Genomic DNA, 24,005 nt, shown 5'->3' with positions numbered 1-24,005 from the left:
CTTTAGATAAGAAGAAAAAAGCCCGGAGCAAGATCTCCCGGGATTTTATTTTTCTTTGTTAATAATGTCTTTTAACTCGTCTAAAAACACGTTAATATCTTTAAATTGCCGGTAAACGGATGCAAACCGGACATAGGCTACTTCGTCAATCGCCGACAGCCGGTCCATAACCATTTCGCCCACTTCATCCGACTGCACCTCGGATACACCTTTTGCACGCAGATCCCGTTCAATGTCGGCTGTCATTTTCTCAAGTGTTCCGAGTGGTACCGGCCGTTTCTCACAAGCTTTTATCAGTCCGCGGAGCATTTTCTCACGGTTAAATTCTTCGCGCATCCCTTCTTTTTTTACGACAATGAGAGGTATATGCTCGACACGTTCAAACGTCGTAAACCGGTAGCCACATTTTTCACATTCGCGGCGCCGACGGATGGAATGCCCGTCATCTGCCGGGCGCGAATCGACTACTTTCGTCCCGTTAAAACGGCAGTCAGGGCAAATCATGATCAAATCAACTCCGATTTTAAGGATCAAATGCTAATAACGCGGCATCGTGCCGCAACGCATTTGTGACCCACATCATGTGGGCCCGGATCAAATGCTAATAACGCGGCATCGTGCCGCAACGCATTTGTGACCCACATCATGTGGGCCCGGATCAAATGCTACTAATGCGGCATCAACCGCAACGCATTCGTGACCTGCATCGTGCAGGTCTTGTCTTTATCCTTTATCATACTAAAAAAAAGACGTCATGAAAATAGAAAAGAGGTGTATGAAAGTTCATACACCCCGTTTTGTTTACATAACGTTTGCAGTTTCTTTAAGTTGTGCGCGCACAGGACCCATGCCACGCGGCATCTCAATCGTTTCGCGCGTTTCAGCTTCAAGCGCATCTGCAATATAGTTCGCAGCAATATTTGGATCCAGATCCCCACATGTATAAACGTCAATGCTTGCGTATCCATGTTCCGGGAAGCTATGAATCGTTAAGTGAGACTCGGAGATAATGACGACTCCACTGACTCCCTGCGGAGCAAACTTGTGGAACGCGACTTCGCGAATTTCCGCACCTGATTTAAGAGCGGCGTCGACAAATGTTCTCTCGATGACTTCCATATCGTTTAATTTGTCAAAATTGCAGCCCCATAATTCTGAAATGACGTGACGACCCATTGTTTCCATGATCGTTCCCCCTTTTACAAAGTAGTTTTTGAATCAATTGTAAAAGTGATCACTGCCACGGGGGAAAGTTAGTCCGAAGAGGTCCTAACCCTTTAAGCATTTATTTCACAAATTTGAGTATACGACCTGCTACAACATTTTGCAACAAGTTTCTTTTATTTTTCCCAAAAGAAAAACTCCGGCAGGCACCGGAGCTGTTCGTTGCTTGATTTAAGCAGAAATATAGACTCTTTTCTTCATTTGTTCCGCCACAAAATGGACAAGATCAACGACCCGGCAAGAGTAGCCCCACTCATTATCGTACCAAGCAAGCACTTTTATTTTGCTGTCACCCATCACAATTGTTGTCAGTCCATCAACTGTAGAAGAATGCGGGTTTGTATTAAAATCAACTGACACAAGCGGTTCTTCTGTAAAATCTAAAATCCCTTTTAATTGGCCAGCAGCAGCTTCTTTAAATGCGTCATTTACTTCTTTTACTGTTACCGGCCGTTTTACATCCACAACAAGGTCGACGAGCGACACGTTAGATGTTGGCACACGAAGCGCCATGCCGTGCACCTTTCCTTTTAGCTGCGGCAAAACGAGTGACAGTGCTTTAGCCGCACCGGTTGACGTCGGAATGATCGACTGGGCGCAAGCACGGGCACGGCGTAAATCTTTATGTGGATTATCAATATTTTTTTGGTCATTTGTGTAGGCATGAACGGTTGTCATTAGGCCATTTTCGATGCCAAATTGTTCATCGAGTACTTTGGCAACCGGTGCAAGACAGTTTGTTGTGCAAGATGCATTTGAAATAATCTCGTGTTTCTCTACGTCCAGCACTTCTTCATTTACCCCCATTACGATGGTCACGTCTTCATTTTTCCCTGGCGCAGTGAGGACCACTTTTTTTGCTCCTGCCTGCAAATGAAGCGCTGCTTTTTCACGTGCGTTAAATTTGCCCGTCGCTTCGATGACAATGTCGATACCAAGTTTGTCCCACGGAAGTTCGAGTGGATCCCGGCTGGAAAGAAGCTGAACCCGTTTCCCATTAATAATAAGGGCATCTCCTTCTGTTTGCACATCCCCTTCGAATTTCCCATGATTCGTATCGTATTTGAGCAAATGAGCAAGAGTTTCCGCCGGATAGCTGGCGTTCACCGCTACAATATCAAGGTCATCGTCCAAAATCGCTTTGCGAAACACCATGCGGCCAATCCGGCCAAATCCGTTAATTGCTACTTTTGCTTTCATCATAAATGAGGGCCTCCCACGAATTAGTGTTATACTTTATATTTATTATCTGAATTTAGTATAACACATTAAAGTGAAAAAGAAATAATAAAATGACCCAATAAAATAAATCAGTTAATTTTGAAGAAAGGGACACAAAAAGACCCGATTAAGATTCGAGTCCTAATCGGGTTATCCAGTTGCTGAGTTGCTCTATTGTTTTTTCGATTGTTTCACTATTGTCGATTATGTCATCGGCGAGCGCTTTTTTCTCATGAATAGGCATCTGGGACTGAATCCGGGCAGCAGCTTCTTGCTCTGTATAACCATTTCGATCCATAAGCCGTTTTAGCTGAACAGCTGGTTCAACGTAAATAAGCAATGTACGGTCTGCCATCCATGTGAGCTTGCTTTCAAATAAAAGAGGAATATCAAAAATAATCGTTTCGTGCCCCGCCTCAATTGCGTTGTTCTTTTCAGACAGCATCCATGCTCGGACAGCCGGGTGAACAATGTCATTTAGCTGTTTTCGTTTGGATTCATCATGGAAAATGATTGATCCGAGCTTTTCACGATTCAATGTTCCATCTAGTGCTAAGATCTCACTGCCAAACACCTCAACAATTTTCAGTAGTGCTGGCTGCCCTGGCATGACAACAGCGCGGGCGGCGATATCTGCGTCGATAACTGTAAACCCCTTTTCTTTGAGCAGGCTGCTGACTGTGCTTTTCCCGCTTGCAATTCCACCGGTTAATCCAATAATCATACTGAACCTTCAAGCGGCTGACAGTGCAGGCAAATATGTGTGCCACGTCCGCCGGTTTTCATCTTCACAATTTCCGCTCCGCATTCTACACAAGCTTCCCCTGCACGTCCATATACGTTCAATACTTCTTGAAACGTCCCTTTTTGCCCTTGGCTGTTAAGATAAGTTCGAATCGTACTTCCGCCTCTTTCGACTGCTTCTGCTAATACGCTAATTGTATACAAGTGGATTTGTTTTGCTTCTTCTTTCGTAATCGTCCTGCTAACCCGATGTGGATGCACACGTGACCGAAACAATACTTCATCCACATAAATATTCCCAAGGCCAGTAACAATAATTTGATCAAGAAGCGCCGTTTTCACTTGTCTAGATGTTTTTTGCAGCTTTTCATGTAAATATTCTGGTGTAAAGCGTTCATCAAACGGCTCCGGACCAAGTGCTTTTAAAGAAGAAAGTTCGTTTTCTGTTCCTTTTGCTGTTAAATGCATCGTACCGAATTTGCGAACGTCCCGGTAGCGAAGCTCACTGCCGTCTGTAAATGAAAAGACAACGTGTGTATGTGGTGCTTCCGGTTCAGATGATTGATTAACACTGAATTTGCCTTCCATCCGTAAATGCGAAATAAGCGCGTAATGATCCAGCTGGAAAATTAAAAATTTCCCACGGCGGTCGATTGATCGGATCGTTTCACCAACTAGCGCATCACGAAATGGTTCGGCTTCCGGCTGCTTAATCATTTTTGGCCAGCGTATATCGACGCCAGCTATCGTTTTGCCCGCCGCAAGGTCTAATAATGTGCGGCGGACTGTTTCTACTTCCGGTAATTCCGGCATACTTCTCTCTCCTTACTTTGCATCGTACCATGTCGGTCCAAATGAATAGTCCACTTTGAGCGGGACATCCAGCTCAAAAGCATGCTCCATGACCTCCGGTACAATACGTTCCATTTGATCAATTTCTTCTTTTGGCACATCAAAGATCAGTTCATCGTGCACCTGTAATAACAGCTTGGATGTTAATTGTTCCTGCTCAAGCCGCTCGGCGACATCAATCATCGCTTTTTTAATAATATCGGCTGCACTTCCTTGAATCGGCGTATTCATTGCCGTACGCTCACCGAACGAACGCAAATTAAAGTTGCGGCTCGTTATTTCCGGGAGATAGCGGCGACGATTTAGCAGTGTTGTCACGTAGCCTTTTTCTTTTGCTTCACGAATAATCGTGTCCATGTATTCTTTGACACCTGGATACGTCTTTAAATAACGGCCAATAAATTCAGCTGCGTCTTTCCGGGTAATTCCAAGATTTTGTGACAAGCCATAATCACTAATGCCATAAACAATACCGAAATTAACCGCCTTTGCCTGGCGCCGCATATTAGATGTTACAACACTTTCCTTAACATGGAACACTTCCATTGCGGTTGCGGTATGAATATCGAGCCCGTGCTTAAATGCGTCAATCAGTTTTTCATCCCCGCTTATATGAGCTAACACCCGTAGCTCAATTTGCGAATAATCAGCCGCAAACATGACGGAGTCCGCTTTTTCCGGAATAAACGCCTGCCGGATTTTCCGTCCTTCTTCCAAGCGGATCGGAATATTTTGCAGATTTGGATCAGTCGAGCTGAGCCGCCCTGTTTGAGTTAAAGCTTGATTAAAGCGCGTGTGAATTTTGCACGTGTCCGGATCCACAACTTTAAGCAGCCCTTCGATGTATGTAGACTGCAGTTTGCCGATTTGGCGATAATCCAGGATATGCTGAACAATTTCATGTGACGGTGCTAATTTTTCCAGCACATCAGCGGATGTAGAATAGCCTGTCTTTGTTTTTTTCAGTGTCGGCAATCCAAGCTTCTCAAATAAAATAACCCCTAGCTGCTTCGGCGAATTAATATTAAAATCGGTTCCGGCAAGTGTATGAATCGTCTGTTCCATTTCAGCAAGCCGTTTTTTCAATTCTGTGCCCATTTCATTTAATCGGTTTATATCAACACGGACACCCTCTGATTCCACATCCGCTAAAATGAGCGCCAGCGGCAGTTCAAGCTCATCCAATAATTCGTTTTGACTATTTTGGGACAGCTCGTGCCGGCACGTTTCATCGAGACGGCTTAATGCTTCCGCCTTGGCACTAACATGTTTTGCATACACCTCTTCTGCCGGAAGCGCACGCTTTGCGCCTTTGCCATAAACCGCTTCATCTGATGCGATTCCCGTTTCGCCGTGCAGTTTCGCCACAGCCGCAAAATCTTCTGGCGATTCGGACGGATTGATCAAATAAGAAGCAAGAAATACATCAAAGTCAACACCGGCAATCTCAATACCATGGCGTCGCAGTGCAATAACAGTCCGTTTCGCATCAAAAACCGTTTTTCGAGCCGATTGGTTCTCTGCCCATTGTTTAAACGCAAGAGACGAAATAGCCGTTTCCCCAGACATAAAAATGGTATGTCCATTGCCGGATACAGCGATACCCGCAATCGGCGCTCTATGATAATTCACATCCATCATTTCCACATAAACGGCGTCTGCTTGTTTAAAATGAGCCGCTTCCGGTTCTGTGACGATCGTAAATGACACGTCTGTCATTTGTTCTGCTTCGGCCGTCCGATATATACCTTCAAGGAGCGTTTTAAATTCGAGGTCACGGTATAAATCATACAGTTCATCATCGTTTGCGCCATTGTATACAAGCCGTTCCATTGCCAGCTCAAGTGGTACAGTTCGTAAAATAGTGGCCAGCTGCTTGCTCATAACAGCCATATCTTTATGTTCAGTCAGTTTTTCTTTCAGCTTTGCTCCGCTTACTTGATCAATCGCCTCCAGCAGCGCTTCGACAGAATGAAATTGCTTCAACAGCTTAATCGCTGTTTTTTCACCAACGCCTGGCACACCCGGAATATTATCTGATGAGTCGCCCATCAGCCCTTTCATATCAATAATTTGAAGCGGCTTCAGCCCATATTTTTCTTGAACATGCTCTGGTGTATACTCTTCAATGTCGGTGATCCCTTTGCGTGTAATGCATACAGTCGTTTTGTCTGTTGCGAGCTGTGTTAAATCTTTATCACCTGAATACACTTTGACGATAAACCCTTCCCGCTCCGCTTCAAGAGACAGCGTTCCAATAATATCATCTGCTTCATAATTTTCCAGCTCAAAATACGGGATGCCGTACGCTTTTAATAATTCACGTACGTACGAAAACTGCTCGGAAAGCTCAGGCGGTGTTTTTTGGCGCGTCCCTTTATATTCTTTGAACGTTTCATGGCGAAATGTCGTTTTCCCTGCGTCAAACGCAACGAGCATATGGGTCGGCTGTTCATCTTTCACAATTTTATTAAGCATCATGGCAAAGCCGTACACAGCATTTGTATGCACACCTTTAGAATTGCTTAAAAGCGGCAGTGCAAAAAAAGCTCGGTACGCAATGCTGTTTCCGTCGATTAATACTAATTTTTTCTCCATAAATCCTCCTTTGCATCCAAGACTGAATGCATTAAAAAAGCCGTTGTTTTCTTTTTTATTCTACCATGCACGGTAGAATAAAAGAAAACAACGGCTTATATCCGTCCCGATAAAAAAAAGCGGCGGAGACCCATCAACAAGGGGACTCCGCCAAACAAAAGCTGGATAAAGGGGGTTGATACTTCATACTATACCAGATGAATATAAAATGAATGTAAACGATTCATTAATCTTTTGTAAAATCATTCGTCAGGTCTTTTCTAAATGAAACCGTAAACGATGTTCCTTCATTCATTTTACTTTCCACATTGATTTTCCCGTGATGGGCTTCCATAATATGCTTCACGATCGCAAGCCCAAGCCCTGTTCCGCCTGAATCCCGGCTCCGCGCCTTGTCAACCCGGTAAAAGCGCTCGAAAATACGCGGCAGCTCCATTTTTTCGATACCGATTCCTGTATCTGAGACCCTCACATTCACCATGCGGTCTGACTCGTTTCCTTCAATAAAAATCCGGCCGCCTTTTGGCGTATATAAAATGGCATTTGTAATTAAATTTAGAAACACTTGTTTCAGCCGGTATTCGTCTCCCTGAATCATTAAATGATCAGGCAAATTCACCCGCAGAACGATTTGTTTCGCTTCAAGCCGGCTTTCAAGTGTGACAATCATTTCTTTCATCAATTTGTTTAATGATACAGTCGTAATATTGATCGTAAGCCCTTTTTGTTCGATTTTTGACAGGTCTAAAAGATCCGCAACAAGCGTCTCCATCCGGCCGCTTTCTTTCCAAATAATCTCCAAAAACATTTTAGCAGCATCCGGATCATTCAATGCACCATCTAAAAGTGTTTCCGAAAAACCTTTAATCGACGTAATCGGTGTTTTTAATTCATGGGAAACATTCGCAACAAAATCTTTACGCATTTGCTCCAAGTGCTTGATTTCGGTTATATCATGAAATACAATCAGGATGCCTTTCCACTCGTCATTTGTACCAATAATCGGTGCGCCGGATACTTCAATTTCTTTTTCTTCCAGCTCGAATGGGATTTTAATTTGTCGGCGGACGTTTTTTTCCGTCATAAATACATCTTCCACTACTTTTATTACATCTTCCTGCGTAATCACTTCGTAATACCGTTTTTTAATAATTCGGCCTGTACTATACATTTTTTTAAACGAACGGTTTGCCATGACAATATATCCACGATCATCAATAAGCAGTAAGCCGCTTTCAATATTTTCTATTAACGTAGTCAGACGATTTTGATGAACCTCCTGCGCCTGCATCATTTCCTGCAAATTTCGCGCTAAAATATTAATCGATGTGTTAAGCATTCCCACTTCATCCGGCGGAGTTTCATATGTGCGTGCCCGATAATTGCCTTTTGCCAGTTCAATGGCAACAGCTGTAGCGGATTCAATTGGCTTCACGTAACGACCCGTTATTTTTGTTCCGATCAAGACGATCAGCACAAGAGAAAACCCGAGTGACGCCAGTAAAATAAGCCAGATTTGCCCGTATATTTCATCGAGCGCCTCCACTCGCATGCTGACTACAACGTAGCCCTCCTGCTCGCCTTCTTCATTTAAAATATGCTCCCAATGATATTGAACGTCCAATTTTCGCAACAATGAATTTTTATAATTTTCTTCATTCAATGTACCTGAAATACGCTGTACAATATCATGGTGAATCGCTGTCTGCTGCTCATTTGCTCCGCCGCTGTCATAAAGAAGATTTCCGGCGTTATCCGCTACATTCAAGCGTGTATCCATTTGCTCGCTCCACTCCCCGAGCATAACAGGATCGAACGCTTTAACCCCTCCCCAATCTTCTATCGCACTGGCGAGTAAAGATGTTTCTCGTTCAAGACGGTCGTTAACCGTTGCCAAATAATACGATTTAAACATTTGACCAAGCCAAATGCCAAGTGCGACAAGTACGATGGCAATGAATGTGATAAGCGACAAGATCAGCCTTGTCCGAAAATTGATCATGCTTCTCTTGGTTCTTCCAATTTGTAGCCCAAACCGCGGATTGTTTTAATGTATTGTGGTTTTTTTGTATTTTCCTCCATTTTATCACGCAAGTGGCTAATATGAACATCTACGATACGTGTATCACCGACAAAGTCATATTTCCAGACAGCCGCAAGCAGCTGGTCACGTGTCAGCACTCTCGTTTTATTTTCAGCTAAAAACAGCAGCAGTTCAAATTCTTTTGGTGTTAAATCAATCAGGTTTTCTTTGTAATACGCTTCGTATTTTTCAGGAAACAGCTTTAAGTCAGCCACTTTAATTAACTCGCTGTCATCTACTTCTTCCTCAACCGGTTCTGCCGGCGCCTGCTGAACACGGCGCAAAATTGCTTTTACACGGGCAATCAATTCTCGCGGACTAAATGGTTTCGTCATGTAATCATCTGCTCCTAGTTCAAGACCAAGTACTTTATCAAACTCTTCATCTTTGGCTGTTAGCATTAAAATCGGTGTCGTCACTCTTCTTTGACGAAGATCTTTGCACACTTCCATGCCATCAAACTTCGGGAGCATCCAATCCAAAATAATCAAATCAGGTGATACCGCTTCTGCCTGCTTAAGAGCTTCCTCTCCGTCACAAGCGGTTTCCACTTCAAAGCCCGCTTGTTCGAGGTTGTATTTAATTAATGTCACGATAGATGATTCATCATCCACGACTAGAATTTTTTTCATATGGCCCTCCTGATTCAAATGTCTATCTTCCATTATAACGAAATAATCATGCTTGAGAAAGAGCCGTTCTGCAAGGATTTGTATAAAAAAGAACCTGCCAATTGATGGCAGGTTCTTTAAAGCATATGTTTATGCAAGAACAGACATGACATTGCGTACAGCGTCAGCAGACTTGTCAAGACCTGCTTTTTCATCTGCAGTCAATTCGAGTTCAATGATCTTTTCAATGCCGTTGCCGCCAAGGATTGTCGGGACGCCCAAGTACAATTTATCGTAACCGTACTCGCCTTCGAGATAAGCAATTGCGGGCAAAATGCGGCGCTGATCTTTTAGGATGGCCTCTGTCATCTCAACAAGTGATGCCGCTGGTGCATAGTATGCTGAACCGTTGCCTAGAAGCTGAACAATTTCGCCGCCGCCTTTACGCGTGCGTTCAACGATTGCATCTAAACGATCTTTCGGAATTAATGTTTCAAGCGGGATGCCGCCTGCATATGAATAACGAACAAGCGGTACCATGTCATCACCGTGACCGCCAAGAACAAAACCTGTTACATCTTTAACTGATACTTTCAATTCTTGTGCAACGAATGTACGGAAACGAGCTGTATCCAGGACGCCTGATTGGCCGATAACACGGTTTTTCGGGAATCCAGATTCTTTTAAAACAGTATAAGTCATTGCATCAACTGGATTTGTTAACACGATAATCGTACAATCTGGAGCATGTTTGACGATTTCAGCTGTAACAGATTTCATTACTTTTTGGTTCGTCTGAACAAGATCATCACGGCTCATGCCTGGTTTACGCGCAATTCCCGCTGTGATAATAACAATATCAGAACCCGCTGTATCTGCATAATCTGATGTACCTGTAATGTTTGCGTCAAATCCTTGAACCGGGCTTGCTTCTAACATATCCAAAGCTTTCCCTTTTGTAGGACCGTCTGCTTGTGGGATATCTACTAGGACAACATCTGCCAATTCTTTTTGTGCAAGAAAGAACGCTGTTGTTGCACCCGTGAATCCGCCACCGATTACAGAAACTTTTTTGCGATTGTATGCTGTCATAATAAAACTCCCCCTTTATTTGTATAAATCAGTATGTATATGCTCTCCGTAATGGAGAGCATTGGCCGTTATAGGTTTTTAATTAATTCATCTGCGAATTCAGAGCATTTCACTTCTGTTGCGCCATCCATAAGGCGGGCAAAGTCATATGTAACCACTTTAGAAGAGATCGTTTTTTCCACTGATTTCGTGATCGCACTTGCTGCTTCTGTCCAGCCAAGGTGCTCAAGAAGCAAAACGCCTGACAATAATACAGATGATGGGTTTACTTTATCAAGACCAGCGTACTTTGGTGCTGTTCCGTGTGTTGCTTCAAAAATCGCATGGCCTGTTTCGTAGTTAATATTTGCACCTGGTGCGATACCGATTCCGCCTACTTGCGCTGCAAGAGCATCAGAAATGTAATCACCGTTCAAGTTCATTGTTGCGACAACATCGAACTCTTTCGGACGAGTCAAAATTTGCTGCAGGAAGATGTCGGCAATGGAATCTTTTACGATCAATTTGCCCGCTGCTTCAGCGTCAGACTGTGCTTTGTTCGCAGCATCTGTGCCTTCTGCTTCTTTAATTTTATCGTATTGCTCCCATGTAAAGACTTGATCGCCGAATTCTTTCTCAGCAAGATCATAGCCCCAGCTTTTAAACGCACCTTCTGTAAATTTCATAATGTTGCCTTTATGAACGAGCGTCAGAGACTTGCGGCCTTCTTTTAATGCATAGTTAATTGCGGAACGTACAAGGCGCTCTGTTCCTTCTTTTGAGATTGGCTTAATGCCAATTCCTGATGTTTCAGGGAAACGAATTTTATTTACGCCCATTTCATTTTTAAGGAATTCGATGACTTTTTTCACTTCGTCAGAACCTTCTGCATACTCAATTCCTGCATAGATATCTTCTGTGTTTTCACGGAAAATAACCATATCTGTATCTTCAGGGCGTTTTACTGGTGAAGGTACGCCATCAAAATAACGAACTGGACGAAGGCACGTAAAAAGATCCAATTCTTGACGAAGTGCCACGTTCAATGAACGAATTCCGCCGCCAACTGGAGTTGTAAGTGGACCTTTAATTGCGATTAAGTATTCATCAATTTGCTCAAGCGTTTCTTTTGGAAGCCATTCGCCTGTTTGGTTGAATGCTTTTTCACCGGCAAGAACTTCTTTCCAGATGATTTTCTTTTCGCCATTGTATTCTTTTTCAACTGCTGCATCTAATACGCGTGATGCTGCTGCCCAAATATCAGGACCGATTCCATCGCCTTCAATAAAAGGAACGACGGGATTGTTTGGTACGTTTAATACGCCGTCTTGCATTGTAATTTTTTCGCCTTGAGTCATCTTAAAATTCCTCCAATTCCATGTTCAAAGGTTAGAGGATTCGTGCCCTAACCTTTGTTTGCCATCTTCCATATTACACTAGTTATTTATTTGTTTGCAAATGCTTTCTTAATCAGGTACGTTGGTCGATCGACACGTATTTTTGCATATCTGGACCTGTATATTCCGCCCGTGGACGGATCAGTCTGTTATTGGCATACTGCTCGAGAATATGCGCAATCCAGCCAGACACACGACTCACAGCAAAAATAGGAGTGAACAAATCGTGCTCAATGCCGAGGCTATGGTAAACGGATGCCGAATAGAAGTCAACATTTGGCGGAAGATTTTTGTTGCCTGTTACAAGTTCTTCAATTTCAATCGACATATTATAAAGCTCAGGCTCACCGTTTTGCTCCGTCAAGCGCTTTGACATCTCACGAAGGTGCTTCGCGCGCGGGTCGCCTTGACGATAAACACGGTGTCCAAAGCCCATGATTTTTTCCTTATTGTTTAGCTTTTCAAGAATGTATGGCTCCACATTATCAGCTGATCCGATTTCTGTAAGCATTTTCATAACTTGTTCGTTTGCGCCGCCATGAAGAGGACCTTTAAGTGCACCAAGAGCAGCTGTTACACCAGAATACATATCAGATAACGTTGCCACGCATACACGCGCTGTAAATGTGGAAGCATTTAGTTCATGATCTGCATGAAGAACGAGTGCCTTATCGAATGCCTCAATTTCCACTGCTGTCGGCTCATTGCCGGAAAGCATATACAAGAAGTTTTCCGCGATGCCATATTCTTTTTTCGGCGCAATCGGCTCTTGTCCTTTGCGGATGCGTGCAAATGCTGTAACCAGTGCCGGAATTTTTGCTTGAATACGAATTGCTTTACGATAGTTGGCTTCATCTGTCATAACATCTGCTTCTTCGTCATAAAGACCGAGTAATGAAACGGATGAACGGAGCGCCGCCATTGGATGAACTTTGTCAATTGGATACATTTTGAAATGATCCATAATTTCCTGAGGGATGTCATAGCTTTCCGATAGCTGTAATTTCAGCTCGTCCAGCTGTGCCTGTGTCGGAAGGCTGCGGTGCCAAAGCAAATAAATCACTTCTTCAAAGCTCGCATTTTCAGTCAGATCATCAATGTCATAACCTGCGTATGTAAGTGTGTCATCAATGATTGAACTGACAGATGACGTTGTAGCAACTACTCCTTCGAGTCCGCGTGCAGTAGTCATAATTATCTCTCCTTCGCCTGTTTATTTCCCCATTACCCGCTTTTTTATTTGTTTGTATGTGCATTCTGAGCAACTGCTCAGTACCATTTTGAAAATAAAAAAGCTTATGTAAAATTGTATACCACTTTTCCGAACAAAAAAATTGGTGCAATGTTCAAAAAGGTGTGCGCTTACATTGCTTATTATAAACAATCTATAGAGGTTTGTGAATCAAAACGTGTCAAATCGTTCAAAATTTTTTTAGAAAATAGCAAAATTCCGAACATAACATGCTCGGAATTTATGGTATTATAATATGTTCCGGCTTAAAAATCAGAACGTCTATTCATTCTTTCCGCCGTTTTATATGCGTCATAAATGCCCCAGATCCATACAATCGGATAGGTCACAAAGCCGATTAACACCCACATTAACGCTGCATTCACTATTTGTACGACAATTAAAATAAGGCCTTTTATAATTTGGCCGTTATAAATTTGGCCGACTCCCGTCCAAAACACGCTCAATACAGCGGCAATACCCGGATTTTTCGTTAACACCGTGCTCATCCCCTTTTTTATCTTCTTATATTATATGCTTACGGATAACCCGGTAAAAAAGTTTCGCTTTTCGGTTACTGGAACAAAGAAAATAATTTCATTGCATAATACGCAATGCCTGCACCGATTAACGGACCGACTGGAACACCGTTGAAAAGGGCTACAGCTAATACTGTGCCCAATACAAGTGCTGTTGTTATATGCGGATCTTCCGCCAAAAGCACAATCCCATTTTTTGCGATTAGCGCAACAAGAATACCGGCCGCTAGCGCAATCCAGGCGTATGGCGATTTTAATGCTGCCCCTAGTTCCTTGAAGCCAATTGCACCTGTTGCAATCGGGATAAGTACCGCTATTGTAATAACTGTTACACCCCAGTTTATACCGTTTTTTTGCATCAAATCAAACCATTTCATATCGAGACCCACCGCTTTTAAGGCAAGCAAAAGGGCAGATGCGAAAAGCAATGATTGATTTTTCGCGATCATGCTGATTATGACCAATAAAAGCAAAAATAAATATGCCTGCATGTGTTCACCTCTAAAAAAAAGACGCATGGACATGCCCATTTCTTCATACGAGTATAAGAGAGATGGAGGCATGTACCATGCGGATGATTATACAATATGTTCTCGTTAGTGCGGTCTTGCTTTCTATTTACTGGCTGCTGCCGATTTTCAAGCCTTTTTTAGCCGGGGCATTTTTTGCCGCTGTTTTGCATAAACCAGCCCACTTCATTCAAAAAAAAGCGGGTGTATCCCGAAACGTTGCTGTACTCGCTTCTCTCGGATGGATTCTGTGCCTATTTTCGGCTGGCCTGTTTTTATTCGGCTGGATCGGCGCCCGAACAGCTTCACACATCCATTATGTGATTCCTCATTACATTCCGATCGCTACAGCGCATTTAGAACAGTTAATTAATAGCGTTACGGCTTTTCTAACAGAAGATCAAAAAGAGCTTCTAGTACAGTCTTTATACGATGTTGAAACAGCTATTGGCAACACTATTGAAGAATACGCGGGAAAATGGCTGCTTATAGGCACATCTTATTTTCTCGCTCTTTCAGGAACAGCAGTTGAAGTATTAATTGCCATACTGGCTGCATTTTTCATTGCAAAGGATGGTTCTTCCTTTATTTCAATCCTGCCTGAATCCATCCGTGAAAAAACAGCTATTGCTGCAAATGATTTTTCTGCTTCTTTTTATGCATACGGTTATGCCCAAGTGCAGCTTTTTGCCGCTACTTTTGCCGCTGCATGTATTGGTTTTTTTCTGTTGCATATCCCGCACGTGCTGGAGCTTGCTTTTTTAACGGCAGTGCTTGAGTTCTTGCCCATCATCGGGTCAAGCTTACTGTTTCTTCCATGGGTGTTTTTCTGCATACTCACCGGCCAAACAAAAATCGCCATTTTTGCCGCCATTCTTTACGTAGTAATTACGATCATGCGCCAGCTGCTTGAACCAAAACTCGTGGCCGATTCAGCTGGACTGCATCCGCTTGCTGTTTTATTTGCAGCATTTGCTGGTTACCATTTAGCAGGCATTTTTGGTTTAATGACAGGACCTCTGTTTTTGCTTGCTTGTTCGTCCGTGTATCGCTCTCGCTTGTTGTTTACAAAACGTTAGCGTGACCATTGTAGATAATACCGCGTGCTGCATCAACTGTAATTTCCTGTCCGTCTGAGAGTGTTGTTAAAGCTCCTTCTACATCAACGATAACCGGAATGCCTAGATTAATGCCAACAACAGCTGCATGACTCGTTAATCCGCCTTCTTCCGTAATAATGGCACTGCATTTTTCAATAGCAGGCATCATTTCACGGTCGGTTCCGTATGTGACAAGGATGTCGCCTTGCTTTACTTTTTCAAGTGCTTCAGATGATGTTTTCGCCGTTACCACTTTCCCGTATGCAGAATGACGGCCGATACCTTGTGCTTTCACTAAAATATCACCGACAACGTGGATTTTCATTAAGTTTGTTGTTCCGGATTCACCTACTGGAACTCCCGCAGTAATCACAACAAGTTCACCGTGGCTGATCATGCCTTCGTCCAAACAATGAACAACCGCGTTATCAAGCATTTCATCTGTAGAAGATACGCTTAGTCCCATAAGAGGCACTACACCCCAGACAAGTGAAAGGCTTCTTGTGACACGCTCACTATCTGTCACCGCATAAATAGATGCTTTTGGACGGTAGCGTGAAATCATTCGTGCTGTATGGCCGCTTGACGTTGGCGCAATAATAGCGCGCACTTCAAGTGCTTCCGCTGTTTTCGCAACAGACTGCCCAATGGCATCCGTCATTGTCATGCGCCCTGTATTGTTGCGGCGGCGTGGCGGAATGTCTTTCATTTGCAATTCTGCTTCTGCCCGAACAGCAATGTTATGCATTGTTTGAACGGCTTCAAGCGGGTAAGTACCAGCTGCCGTTTCACCTGATAGCATAATGGCATCCGTTCCGTCAAAAATTGCGTTGGCCACATCACTTGCCTCTGCACGGGTTGGGCGTGGATTACGCTGCATCGAATCAAGCATTTGTGTAGCAGTAATAACTGGTTTGCCTAGCAGGTTGCATTTTTTGATAAGCTGTTTCTGAACAATCGGCACTTCTTCAGCCGGAATTTCCACACCAAGATCCCCACGCGCTACCATTAAGCCGTCAGCTACTTCAAGGATGTCATCAATGTTATCGACACCTTCCTGGTTCTCAATTTTCGGGATAATTTGAATGTGAGCCGCTTTGTTTTTTTCCAAAAGCTCACGAATATCCAATACATCAGATGTACGACGGACAAAAGAGGCGGCGATAAAGTCTACGTCCTGCTCGATGCCAAAACGAATGTCCTCTGCGTCTTTTTCTGTAATTCCCGGCAATTTAACGGAAACGCCCGGAACGTTTACCCCTTTTTTGTTTTTTAGCGTACCGCTGTTTAAAATGCGAACGCCAATTTCGCCTTTTTCACGATCAATGCCTGTGACAAGAAGACCAATTAAGCCATCATCAAGTAAAATGCTGGAGCCTGGCTCCACATCATCAATTAAACCTGAATACGTAATTGAAAATTTTTCAGGTGTTCCGAGCACTTCTGTCATCGAAACAACGGCGTCTTTTCCGCTTTCGAGCTCAATAGATCCGTTTTCCATTTGGTGTGTGCGAATTTCAGGACCTTTCGTGTCAAGTAAAATCGCGACCGTTCTCCCCGTATTTTTTGCTGCCTGGCGAATATTTTGAATACGCGCCCCATGCTCTTCATGGCTTCCATGAGAGAAGTTCAAACGGGCAACGTTCATCCCTGCTTTTATTAACGATTCAAGCGTTTCAAGACTTTCACTTGCCGGTCCGATTGTACAGACGATTTTCGTTTTTTGCATCAATAGTTCCTCCAATTTCGTAGTTAAATCGACAGTTCCTGTGATAGTTCATACATACGCTGATCCACTTTGTGCGGCTTCGAAAGCGCTTCGATAATGTCGTAATCAACGATTTGGTTTTGTTCGATTCCGACAGCCCGTCCGCCTTTTCCTTCAAGAAGCAATTCCACTGCATGCGCACCGAGACGGCTTGCCAACACCCTGTCTGACGCGCTTGGCGTGCCTCCGCGCTGCATATGGCCCAAAACAGAAACGCGCGTGTCGAATCCTGTCAACTCTTCAATAATAGCACCAAATTTGTTACCTGTCATGACGCCTTCTGCTACGACAATAATACTGTGTTTCTTGCCGCGCTCCTGGCTGCGTTTTAGCTTTGAAGCAATTTTGTTCATGTCATACGGCGCTTCTGGAATAAGAATTGTTTCCGCTCCGCCGGCAAGGCCTGACCAAAGCGCAAGATCTCCTGCATGGCGGCCCATCACTTCGACAATAAATGTCCGTTCATGAGAGCTTGCTGTATCACGAATTTTATCGATTGCATCGATAACGGTGTTCAAAGCCGTATCAAAACCAATTGTAAATTCGGTTCCTGGAATGTCATTATCAATCGTTCCTGGTACACCAACACATGGGAAACCGTGCTCAGTCAATGCTTTTGCTCCCATGTACGATCCATCTCCGCCAATGACAACGAGTCCCTCAATGCCGAATTTCTCCATCTGCTCAATACCCTGCTTTTGCCCTTCAAGTGTCTTAAACTCCAAGCAGCGGGCAGAACGAAGAATGGTACCTCCGCGATGGATAATATCGCCAACAGAACCGCGGTCCAACTGCTTTATGTGCCCATTAATCAAGCCATGGTAGCCCTGATACACACCGAACACTTCCATGTCATGATAAATTGCCTTCCGGACAACTGCCCGTACAGCCGCGTTCATTCCCGGCGCGTCCCCACCGCTTGTTAATACACCAATTCGTTTCATCATCCTGTCACCTCTAAAAAAATTTTGTCAGTCACAACTCTCATATGCCTATCTCCTTTTAAGATAACAGAACGGTTTGCCGTTCACAATCTTTACCCGCGAAGTAAGCGTTAACATCTAAAAAAATTCATGTTTGCATAAGATTACTGAAAAAACCGGCTCTGAAAGTTAATCCTTCAGGCCGGTTGTTTGTTCGGCGTAGCCGCCAATCCGTTTATATTTTTCATACCGCTGGTCAACAAGAGAAGTTTGTTCCATCGTTAGCAGCTGTTTAATCGCCGGCTTCAGGACTTCATCCATCAGCTCAGCTTGCCTTTTCGCATCACGGTGCGCACCGCCGCGCACTTCCGGAATGATTTCATCCACAATGCCAAGTGCACGTAAATCTGGAGCTGTAATTTTCATCGTTTCGGCTGCACGTTTCGCGAGGCCCGCATCTTTCCATAAAAGAGCAGCAGCCCCTTCCGGTGAAATAACAGAATATGTAGAGTTTTCAAGCATAAATAACCGATCGCCTACACCAAGTGCTAATGCTCCGCCGCTTCCCCCTTCGCCAATTACGACACAAATAACGGGGACCGTCAAGCCGGCCATTTCAAAAATATTGCGGGCAATCGCTTCGCTCTGTCCACGTTCCTCCGCTGCTTTTCCCGGGTACGCTCCTTTTGTATCAATTAAACAAATAATCGGGCGATTAAATTTCTCTGCCTGCTTCATGAGACGTAATGCTTTCCGGTATCCTTCCGGATGAGGCATACCGAATGTCCGCTGAATGTTTTCTTTCGTATCACGGCCACGCTGATGGCCGATAACAGTTACCGGCTGACCATGGTACTTCGCGATCCCCGCGACAATCGCTGCATCATCGCCGTATGTGCGGTCTCCATGCAGCTCAAAAAAGCCTTCAAACAGGTATGAAATATAATCCAGTGTCGTCGGCCGGTTCGGATGACGTGCCATTTGCACGCGATCCCAAGGCGTCATGCTGTTGTAAATATCATCTTCCAGTTTCTTTAAGCGCAGTTCCAGCTTTTCAATTTCGTCAGATAAATCCACCTCTGATGTGGAAGTGAACTTTTTCAATTCCGCAATTTTTTCTTGTAGATCACGAACCGGCTTTTCAAATTCAAGTCCTGTCATCTTTCTCCACCGCCCGTTTGATGAATATCGAGCAAAAATGAAAGCTTTTCTTTCATTTCACTTCTATGCAAAACAGCATCAAGCTGACCGCACTTAAGCAAAAATTCAGCCGTCTGAAAATCTTCTGGCAGCTTTTCACGAATCGTCTGCTCAATAATCCGCCGTCCTGCAAACCCAATCAGCGCCCCAGGCTCCGCAAAATTGAAGTCTCCTAACGATGCAAAGCTTGCCGATACGCCGCCCGTTGTCGGATGAGTCATTACCGAAACAATCAAGCCGCCGCGATCACTGAGCCGTTTAAACGCAGCACCAGTCTTTGCCATTTGCATAAGGGACAAAACCCCTTCCTGCATACGAGCACCGCCAGAAGCCGTAAAAATAATAAAGGGAATCCGCAGACGAATCGCTTCTTCAACAGCTCGCGTGATTTTTTCACCGACGACTGAACCCATGCTGCCCATCCGAAACGACGAGTCCATAAATGCAAAAGCGGACGGATAGCCATCAATCGATCCGACACCTGTCACAATCGCTTCATTTAAGCCGGTTTTCTTTCGATCAGCTGCTATTTTTTCTTCATAATCCGGAAATTGAAGCGGATTGGCTGTTGATAACCCGGCATCGAGTTCACGGAAGGAGCCTTCATCAAGAAGACTTTTAATGCGTTCATGCGCTCTCATCGGGTAATGATAGCCACACCCAAAACAAACATGGAGATTTTTTTGTAATTCTCTTGTGTACATAATTTTCTTGCATTTCGGGCATTTTTGCATAATACCTTCAGGGACATCTTGTTTTGCTGCCTCTGACGGAATCGTTGCATATTTTATTTTTTTTGGTTTTTGTTTCGTGAACATATTTTTAATCGCCACTGTTCCACCCCTTTACTGGCGCTCTGAATAATTGATTTGTTTAGCCGCAGCCAGCAGTTCTTCAAGACGTTCATTGCCTGTATCGCTCCCGGCGTAATCGGAAATAATCATCCATATATTTTTGAGAAGACGGTTATCCGCTGCTTCTATTTGCTGCTGAAAAGAGTCCCCTGCTTCATTAAAATCGAAGCCGGATTTTCTAGATAAGATAGCGAGACAGCCCAATTCCAAGATCGCTTTGACATCACGTACGTCTTCTTTGTTTTGATCACCATCAAAAATAAAGGTGCCAATGAGCGGGACAAGCTGATGATCTTTAAAATCGCGGAGAAAAGTCCCTTCACCGCGCCGTGTTTCAATGAGCCCCAAAAGCTCCAAAGCCCTCAGCGCTTCTCGAACCGATGAACGCCCGATTGAAAGCCGGTCTGACAATTCGCGTTCCGAGGGAATTTTATCCCCGGATTGAAAACGGTCTGTTTTAATCATTTCTTGAATTTGCGCAATAGCTGCCAAAAATTTTGAAGGCGGACGTGCTGACTCTATCATTTATTCACCTTTTCCAATCAATGATAGCTTCATTGTTTTTTGACGCACATCTTCTGGATTTACTTTACGGCGTGCTATAACAGGCGAGTACGCAAGGCTTAAATCTTTTGTATTCTTCACAACTGTTTTAATCCCAGTTGACAATTTCCCATGGTTTTCTTTATGCATCTGGAGTGCTTCTTCCCGATTTGACATATCGATATCTCCCTTTGTTGTCACCCGAGTGGTCAGACCACACAATTCACTATAATACTTTAAACGATTCAAACGAAATTGTAAAGGTTAGACAAATGATTTAAGGACGACGTTTTGCGCTCCGCACTCTTTTTTTAATTCATCTATCAATTTATTTATTGGCGACACCCTATATTTCGGACCGAGCCTTACTGTCTCTTTCGTCCGCTCGTAATGAATGACCACAGCTGCACGGCCTGGATAGCGCTGCAATTCGTCAATTACCCATTCTGCCAGTCGGCTTTCTCCTTTTCCTTCCTGCAGTTGAATGTAAAGCGTTTGTTTTTCTTCAATGGCTTTGTTCAATCCTTCTTTAATTGGTTCTACAGTCTGAACAATAACTTGAAGCGTGCCGTTTCTTTCTTCTGTCGATCCAGCCGCCAGTAAGACTTTCCCTTTTTCGATAAATGATCCGAATTTCCGATATATGTCTGGGAACAAAACGATCTCTTTCTCACCTGTTTCATCGATAAGAGACGAAAATGCCATTTTATCCCCTTTCTTCGTCCGAATTTCACGAATGGGACCGACCATTCCAGCAATGATGATGCCCCGGCTCTTCCTAAGCTCTGCCAGCGGAATGACCCCTGCCTGGCTCAGCATCGGACGATACGTTGCTACCGGATGATCCGATATATACAGACCTAGCATTTCTTTTTCTTTTTCAAGCTTTGTATCACTTGCCAGCTCCGGTACATCTGCATATTTCGGATGAAAAGAAACGCCGAGCCCCTCAAATAAACTTCCTTCGTCGGGCTGGATGAGCGCTGCATGTTCAAAAGCGGCATCAATACTGGCCAGAAGCACTGCGCGATCTTGACCAAATTCATCCATCGCCCCGGCATAAATTAATGATTCAATCACCTTTCGATTAACGACACCGGCCGGCACACGCTGACAAAAATCAAATAAGTCATGAAAATGGCCCTTTTTCCGCTCGTCAATGATGGCCGTAGCTGCTGACTGCCCGACACCTTTTACTGGCACGAGGCCGAATCGAATACCATCAGAATCCGCTTGAAACGAAAAATTGCTAGAATTGACGGATGGGGCAAGAAAATCAAGGTTGTATTCAGCTGCTTCTATGGCGTATTGCCGCAATTTCTCTTCATTTCCAGTTTGTGATTGAAGCAGGGCGGCAAGAAAATGTGCTGGATAATGCGCCTTGAGCCAAGCCAGCCAGTACGCGATCATACTGTATGCGACCGCATGGCTCCGGTTAAATCCGTAATCGGCGAACCGGACAATTAAGTCATACACGTAAACAGCCGTTTTTTCATTAATGCCATTTTGTTTGGCGCCGTTGACAAAATGGACCCTTTCTTTTTCCAGCGTTTCTTTTTTCTTTTTGCTCACAGCACGGCGAAGCAAATCAGCCTCCCCCGGTGAAAAGCCGGCCAATTTAACAGCGATTTGAATAATTTGTTCCTGGTACACGATAATCCCATACGTTGGCTCCAAAATTTCTTTTAAAATTGGATGTGAATACCCGATCTCTTCTTGTTCATGACGACGTTTAATGTACAATGGGATTTGCTCCATTGGACCGGGACGGTACAATGCATTGACCGCAACCATATCTTCAAACCGATTTGGCTGCAGCTTCATAAGCACGTTTCTCATCCCGTCGGATTCAAACTGAAAAATACCAGCTGTTTTCCCGCGGCCAAGCAACTGAAAAACGAGTGGGTCATCAAGTTCAAGAGATAATAAATCAATTTTTTTGCCCGTTTTTCTTTTAATGGAAGATAAAATCCGCTCTATCGTCGTCAAATTACGTAAACCGAGCAGATCCATTTTTAGCAACCCGAGCATTTCAAGCGGCTCCATCGGATATTGCGTTAAATAAACGCCATCGTGCCCGTCCATAATCGGCACATGATCCGTCAGCGGTTTTTCTGAAATAATCACGCCAGCTGCATGCGTGGACGTATGGCGTGGCAGTCCCTCCAAATGAAGCGCTGCTTGATAAATCCGCTCATTTACCGCTGATTCAGCGCGCCAACTGCTTAAGTTAATTTGTGAAAGCTTTGTTCCGGGCATAGACGGAATCAGCTTGGATAACCGGGACAATTCCGCTGTGTTAAAGCCGAAGATGCGCGCCGTATCACGCATAACCGCTTTTGCTGACAACGTGCCGAATGTTACAATTTGCGCGGCATGAACAGCTCCATATTTCTCAGCGATATAGCGAATGACTTCATCTCGGCGGTGATCAGGAAAATCAATATCAATATCCGGCATGGTGATCCGCTCCGGGTTTAAAAACCGCTCAAATAAAAGATCGTACTGAATGGGATCTACAGCCGTGATGCCTAATGCAAAAGCAACGAGTGACCCAGCAGCCGACCCCCGCCCCGGACCTGTCAGCATGCCTTGCTTTTTCGCAAACTGCATAAAATCATGAACAATTAAAAAATAGTCGCTGAAATTCATTTTGCTGATAACCGACAACTCATAGAAAAGCCGCTTTGTGTACAGGCTGTTTTGTTCCGAAAGATTCTCCATACACAACGCCTTTAGCCGGTCGTCAGCGTTTTCCCCATCGGGCAGTGGAAAAGAGGGGATGAGGCGACTGCCAAATTCAATGTTTACATGGCAAAGCCCAGCAATGACCGCTGTGTTTTCGATTGCTTCTGGCATCTCTTTGTATGTATCTTTTAATTGTGCGCTTGACGCAAACGCATATGCCGCTTCCGCTAATTCTTCTTCTGCTTCAATGAGCCGGTTGTCTCGAATCGCCTGCAAGCATTTGGACGCAAAAGCACCTTCTGCATCTGCATATTGCACGTTGCCGATCGCAACAATCGGAATGCCGGTTTCTCTCGCCTTCTCAATTAAAAATCGCTCACCGCTGTTCCCTCGAAGCCCAATATAAAAATGGCTGAACACCTTCTTAAAGTGAGCTGCCGCTTCTTCGGAAGGATCGCCATCCAGTCCGGGAAGCACCGCAATGATTCCCTCAGCATATCCATTAAGCCATCGCAGCGGGAGGCCGCTTTTCGCTTTCGTTTGCAAAGCACTTGCAATTTTGACCAAGTTGGAAAAGCCGATATTATTCTGTGCATACAAAAGAAGTGGAAAAGCTTGCCCGCTCACCTGCTGGGCTTCCACTTCTGCTTTTAATCCCATAATAGGCTTAACATTCCGCTTTTTGCAGGCAAGGTAAAAAGGAACTGCCGCATGCAGATTGTTCCAGTCCGTCAGTCCAACTGCCATGCTGCCCATTTCCTGCGCTCTTTGAGCAATCTTATCCGGTGTAAGTGTCGCCCCTCGAAAGCTGTATGCCGTTTCCGTTTCCAGATGGATAACCATTTTCTC

21 protein-coding genes are annotated in these 24,005 nt (G+C 44.2%); 1 reads left to right on the top strand and 20 read right to left on the bottom strand.

Features of this window, described 5'->3' with window-relative positions; all coding sequences use genetic code 11:
• Positions 1-45: 45 nt before the first annotated feature.
• The 13 genes from nrdR to VQ00_RS02945 all read right to left on the bottom strand — a co-directional run bounded on the left by nrdR (position 46) and on the right by VQ00_RS02945 (position 14,062).
• Positions 46-504 (bottom strand): transcriptional regulator NrdR, encoded by a 459-nt coding sequence (nrdR, locus tag VQ00_RS03005; protein WP_046178591.1) that lies wholly within the window; start codon positions 502-504, stop codon positions 46-48.
• Between the two features lie 297 nt (positions 505-801).
• Positions 802-1,185, bottom strand: a complete 384-nt coding sequence (gene speD, locus VQ00_RS03000) for an adenosylmethionine decarboxylase (protein ID WP_046178590.1) — start codon at positions 1,183-1,185, stop codon at positions 802-804.
• 210 nt (positions 1,186-1,395) lie between these two features.
• The gene (locus VQ00_RS02995; protein ID WP_046178933.1) at positions 1,396-2,424 is read right to left on the bottom strand and encodes a glyceraldehyde-3-phosphate dehydrogenase; all 1,029 of its coding nucleotides are present in this window, start codon (positions 2,422-2,424) and stop codon (positions 1,396-1,398) included.
• A 148-nt stretch (positions 2,425-2,572) separates the two neighbouring features.
• Positions 2,573-3,169 carry a dephospho-CoA kinase gene (gene coaE, locus VQ00_RS02990; RefSeq protein WP_046178589.1) on the bottom strand — a complete coding sequence of 199 codons (597 nt, stop codon included), beginning with the start codon at positions 3,167-3,169 and terminating at the stop codon, positions 2,573-2,575.
• Complete coding sequence (gene mutM / locus VQ00_RS02985; protein ID WP_046178588.1) at positions 3,166-4,002, bottom strand: DNA-formamidopyrimidine glycosylase; 837 nt, start codon at positions 4,000-4,002, stop codon at positions 3,166-3,168. Before mutM ends, coaE begins: the two co-directional genes overlap by 4 nt.
• A 12-nt stretch (positions 4,003-4,014) precedes the next feature.
• Positions 4,015-6,639 (bottom strand): DNA polymerase I, encoded by a 2,625-nt coding sequence (gene polA / locus VQ00_RS02980; RefSeq protein WP_046178587.1) that lies wholly within the window; start codon positions 6,637-6,639, stop codon positions 4,015-4,017.
• A 226-nt stretch (positions 6,640-6,865) separates the two neighbouring features.
• A complete protein-coding gene (gene pnpS / locus VQ00_RS02975) occupies positions 6,866-8,641 on the bottom strand; it encodes a two-component system histidine kinase PnpS (protein ID WP_046178586.1) in 1,776 nt (591 codons plus the stop codon).
• On the bottom strand, positions 8,638-9,354 hold the full coding sequence (locus VQ00_RS02970; protein ID WP_046178585.1) for a response regulator transcription factor: 717 nt from the start codon (positions 9,352-9,354) through the stop codon (positions 8,638-8,640). The genes pnpS and VQ00_RS02970 overlap by 4 nt, the downstream gene beginning before the upstream one ends.
• Positions 9,355-9,483: 129 nt before the next feature.
• The gene (gene mdh / locus VQ00_RS02965; protein ID WP_046178584.1) at positions 9,484-10,425 is read right to left on the bottom strand and encodes a malate dehydrogenase; all 942 of its coding nucleotides are present in this window, start codon (positions 10,423-10,425) and stop codon (positions 9,484-9,486) included.
• A 68-nt stretch (positions 10,426-10,493) separates the two neighbouring features.
• Positions 10,494-11,762 (bottom strand): NADP-dependent isocitrate dehydrogenase, encoded by a 1,269-nt coding sequence (gene icd / locus VQ00_RS02960; RefSeq protein ID WP_046178583.1) that lies wholly within the window; start codon positions 11,760-11,762, stop codon positions 10,494-10,496.
• A 112-nt stretch (positions 11,763-11,874) separates the two neighbouring features.
• Complete coding sequence (gene citZ, locus VQ00_RS02955) at positions 11,875-12,993, bottom strand: citrate synthase (RefSeq protein WP_046178582.1); 1,119 nt, start codon at positions 12,991-12,993, stop codon at positions 11,875-11,877.
• 305 nt (positions 12,994-13,298) lie between these two features.
• Positions 13,299-13,541, bottom strand: coding sequence for a hypothetical protein (locus VQ00_RS02950; protein WP_046178581.1), 243 nt, complete (start codon positions 13,539-13,541; stop codon positions 13,299-13,301).
• Positions 13,542-13,606: 65 nt separating this feature from the next.
• Positions 13,607-14,062 (bottom strand): DUF441 domain-containing protein, encoded by a 456-nt coding sequence (locus VQ00_RS02945; RefSeq protein ID WP_046178580.1) that lies wholly within the window; start codon positions 14,060-14,062, stop codon positions 13,607-13,609.
• 77 nt (positions 14,063-14,139) lie between these two features.
• Here VQ00_RS02945 and ytvI point away from each other — a divergent pair, with 77 nt between their 5' ends.
• On the top strand, positions 14,140-15,159 hold the full coding sequence (ytvI, locus tag VQ00_RS02940; protein WP_046178579.1) for a sporulation integral membrane protein YtvI: 1,020 nt from the start codon (positions 14,140-14,142) through the stop codon (positions 15,157-15,159).
• Here the strand turns inward: ytvI and pyk are convergent.
• From pyk to dnaE, 7 genes are all read right to left on the bottom strand, one after another.
• Entirely contained in the window at positions 15,146-16,909 is a 1,764-nt protein-coding gene (gene pyk, locus VQ00_RS02935; protein ID WP_046178578.1) for a pyruvate kinase, read from the bottom strand. The two genes, ytvI and pyk, sit on opposite strands and share 14 nt — an antisense overlap.
• Before the next feature lie 23 nt (positions 16,910-16,932).
• Positions 16,933-17,892, bottom strand: coding sequence for a 6-phosphofructokinase (pfkA, locus tag VQ00_RS02930; RefSeq protein WP_046178932.1), 960 nt, complete (start codon positions 17,890-17,892; stop codon positions 16,933-16,935).
• A 168-nt stretch (positions 17,893-18,060) separates the two neighbouring features.
• Entirely contained in the window at positions 18,061-19,032 is a 972-nt protein-coding gene (gene accA / locus VQ00_RS02925) for an acetyl-CoA carboxylase carboxyl transferase subunit alpha (RefSeq protein ID WP_046178577.1), read from the bottom strand.
• Entirely contained in the window at positions 19,029-19,889 is an 861-nt protein-coding gene (accD, locus tag VQ00_RS02920) for an acetyl-CoA carboxylase, carboxyltransferase subunit beta (protein ID WP_046178931.1), read from the bottom strand. The genes accA and accD overlap by 4 nt, the downstream gene beginning before the upstream one ends.
• A gap of 27 nt (positions 19,890-19,916) precedes the next feature.
• A complete protein-coding gene (locus tag VQ00_RS02915) occupies positions 19,917-20,450 on the bottom strand; it encodes a FadR/GntR family transcriptional regulator (RefSeq protein WP_052728297.1) in 534 nt (177 codons plus the stop codon).
• The gene (locus VQ00_RS19315; RefSeq protein ID WP_046178576.1) at positions 20,451-20,645 is read right to left on the bottom strand and encodes a hypothetical protein; all 195 of its coding nucleotides are present in this window, start codon (positions 20,643-20,645) and stop codon (positions 20,451-20,453) included.
• Positions 20,646-20,732: 87 nt separating this feature from the next.
• On the bottom strand, positions 20,733-23,999 hold the full coding sequence (gene dnaE, locus VQ00_RS02905) for a DNA polymerase III subunit alpha (RefSeq protein WP_046178575.1): 3,267 nt from the start codon (positions 23,997-23,999) through the stop codon (positions 20,733-20,735).
• Positions 24,000-24,005 lie beyond the last annotated feature (6 nt).

It is taken from the genome of Domibacillus tundrae (assembly GCF_000970675.1).
Taxonomy (GTDB): Bacteria; Bacillota; Bacilli; order Bacillales; family Domibacillaceae; genus Domibacillus; species Domibacillus tundrae.
The sequence above is the reverse complement of the archived record's forward strand: the minus strand, read 5'-3'. Positions and strand labels throughout refer to the sequence as shown.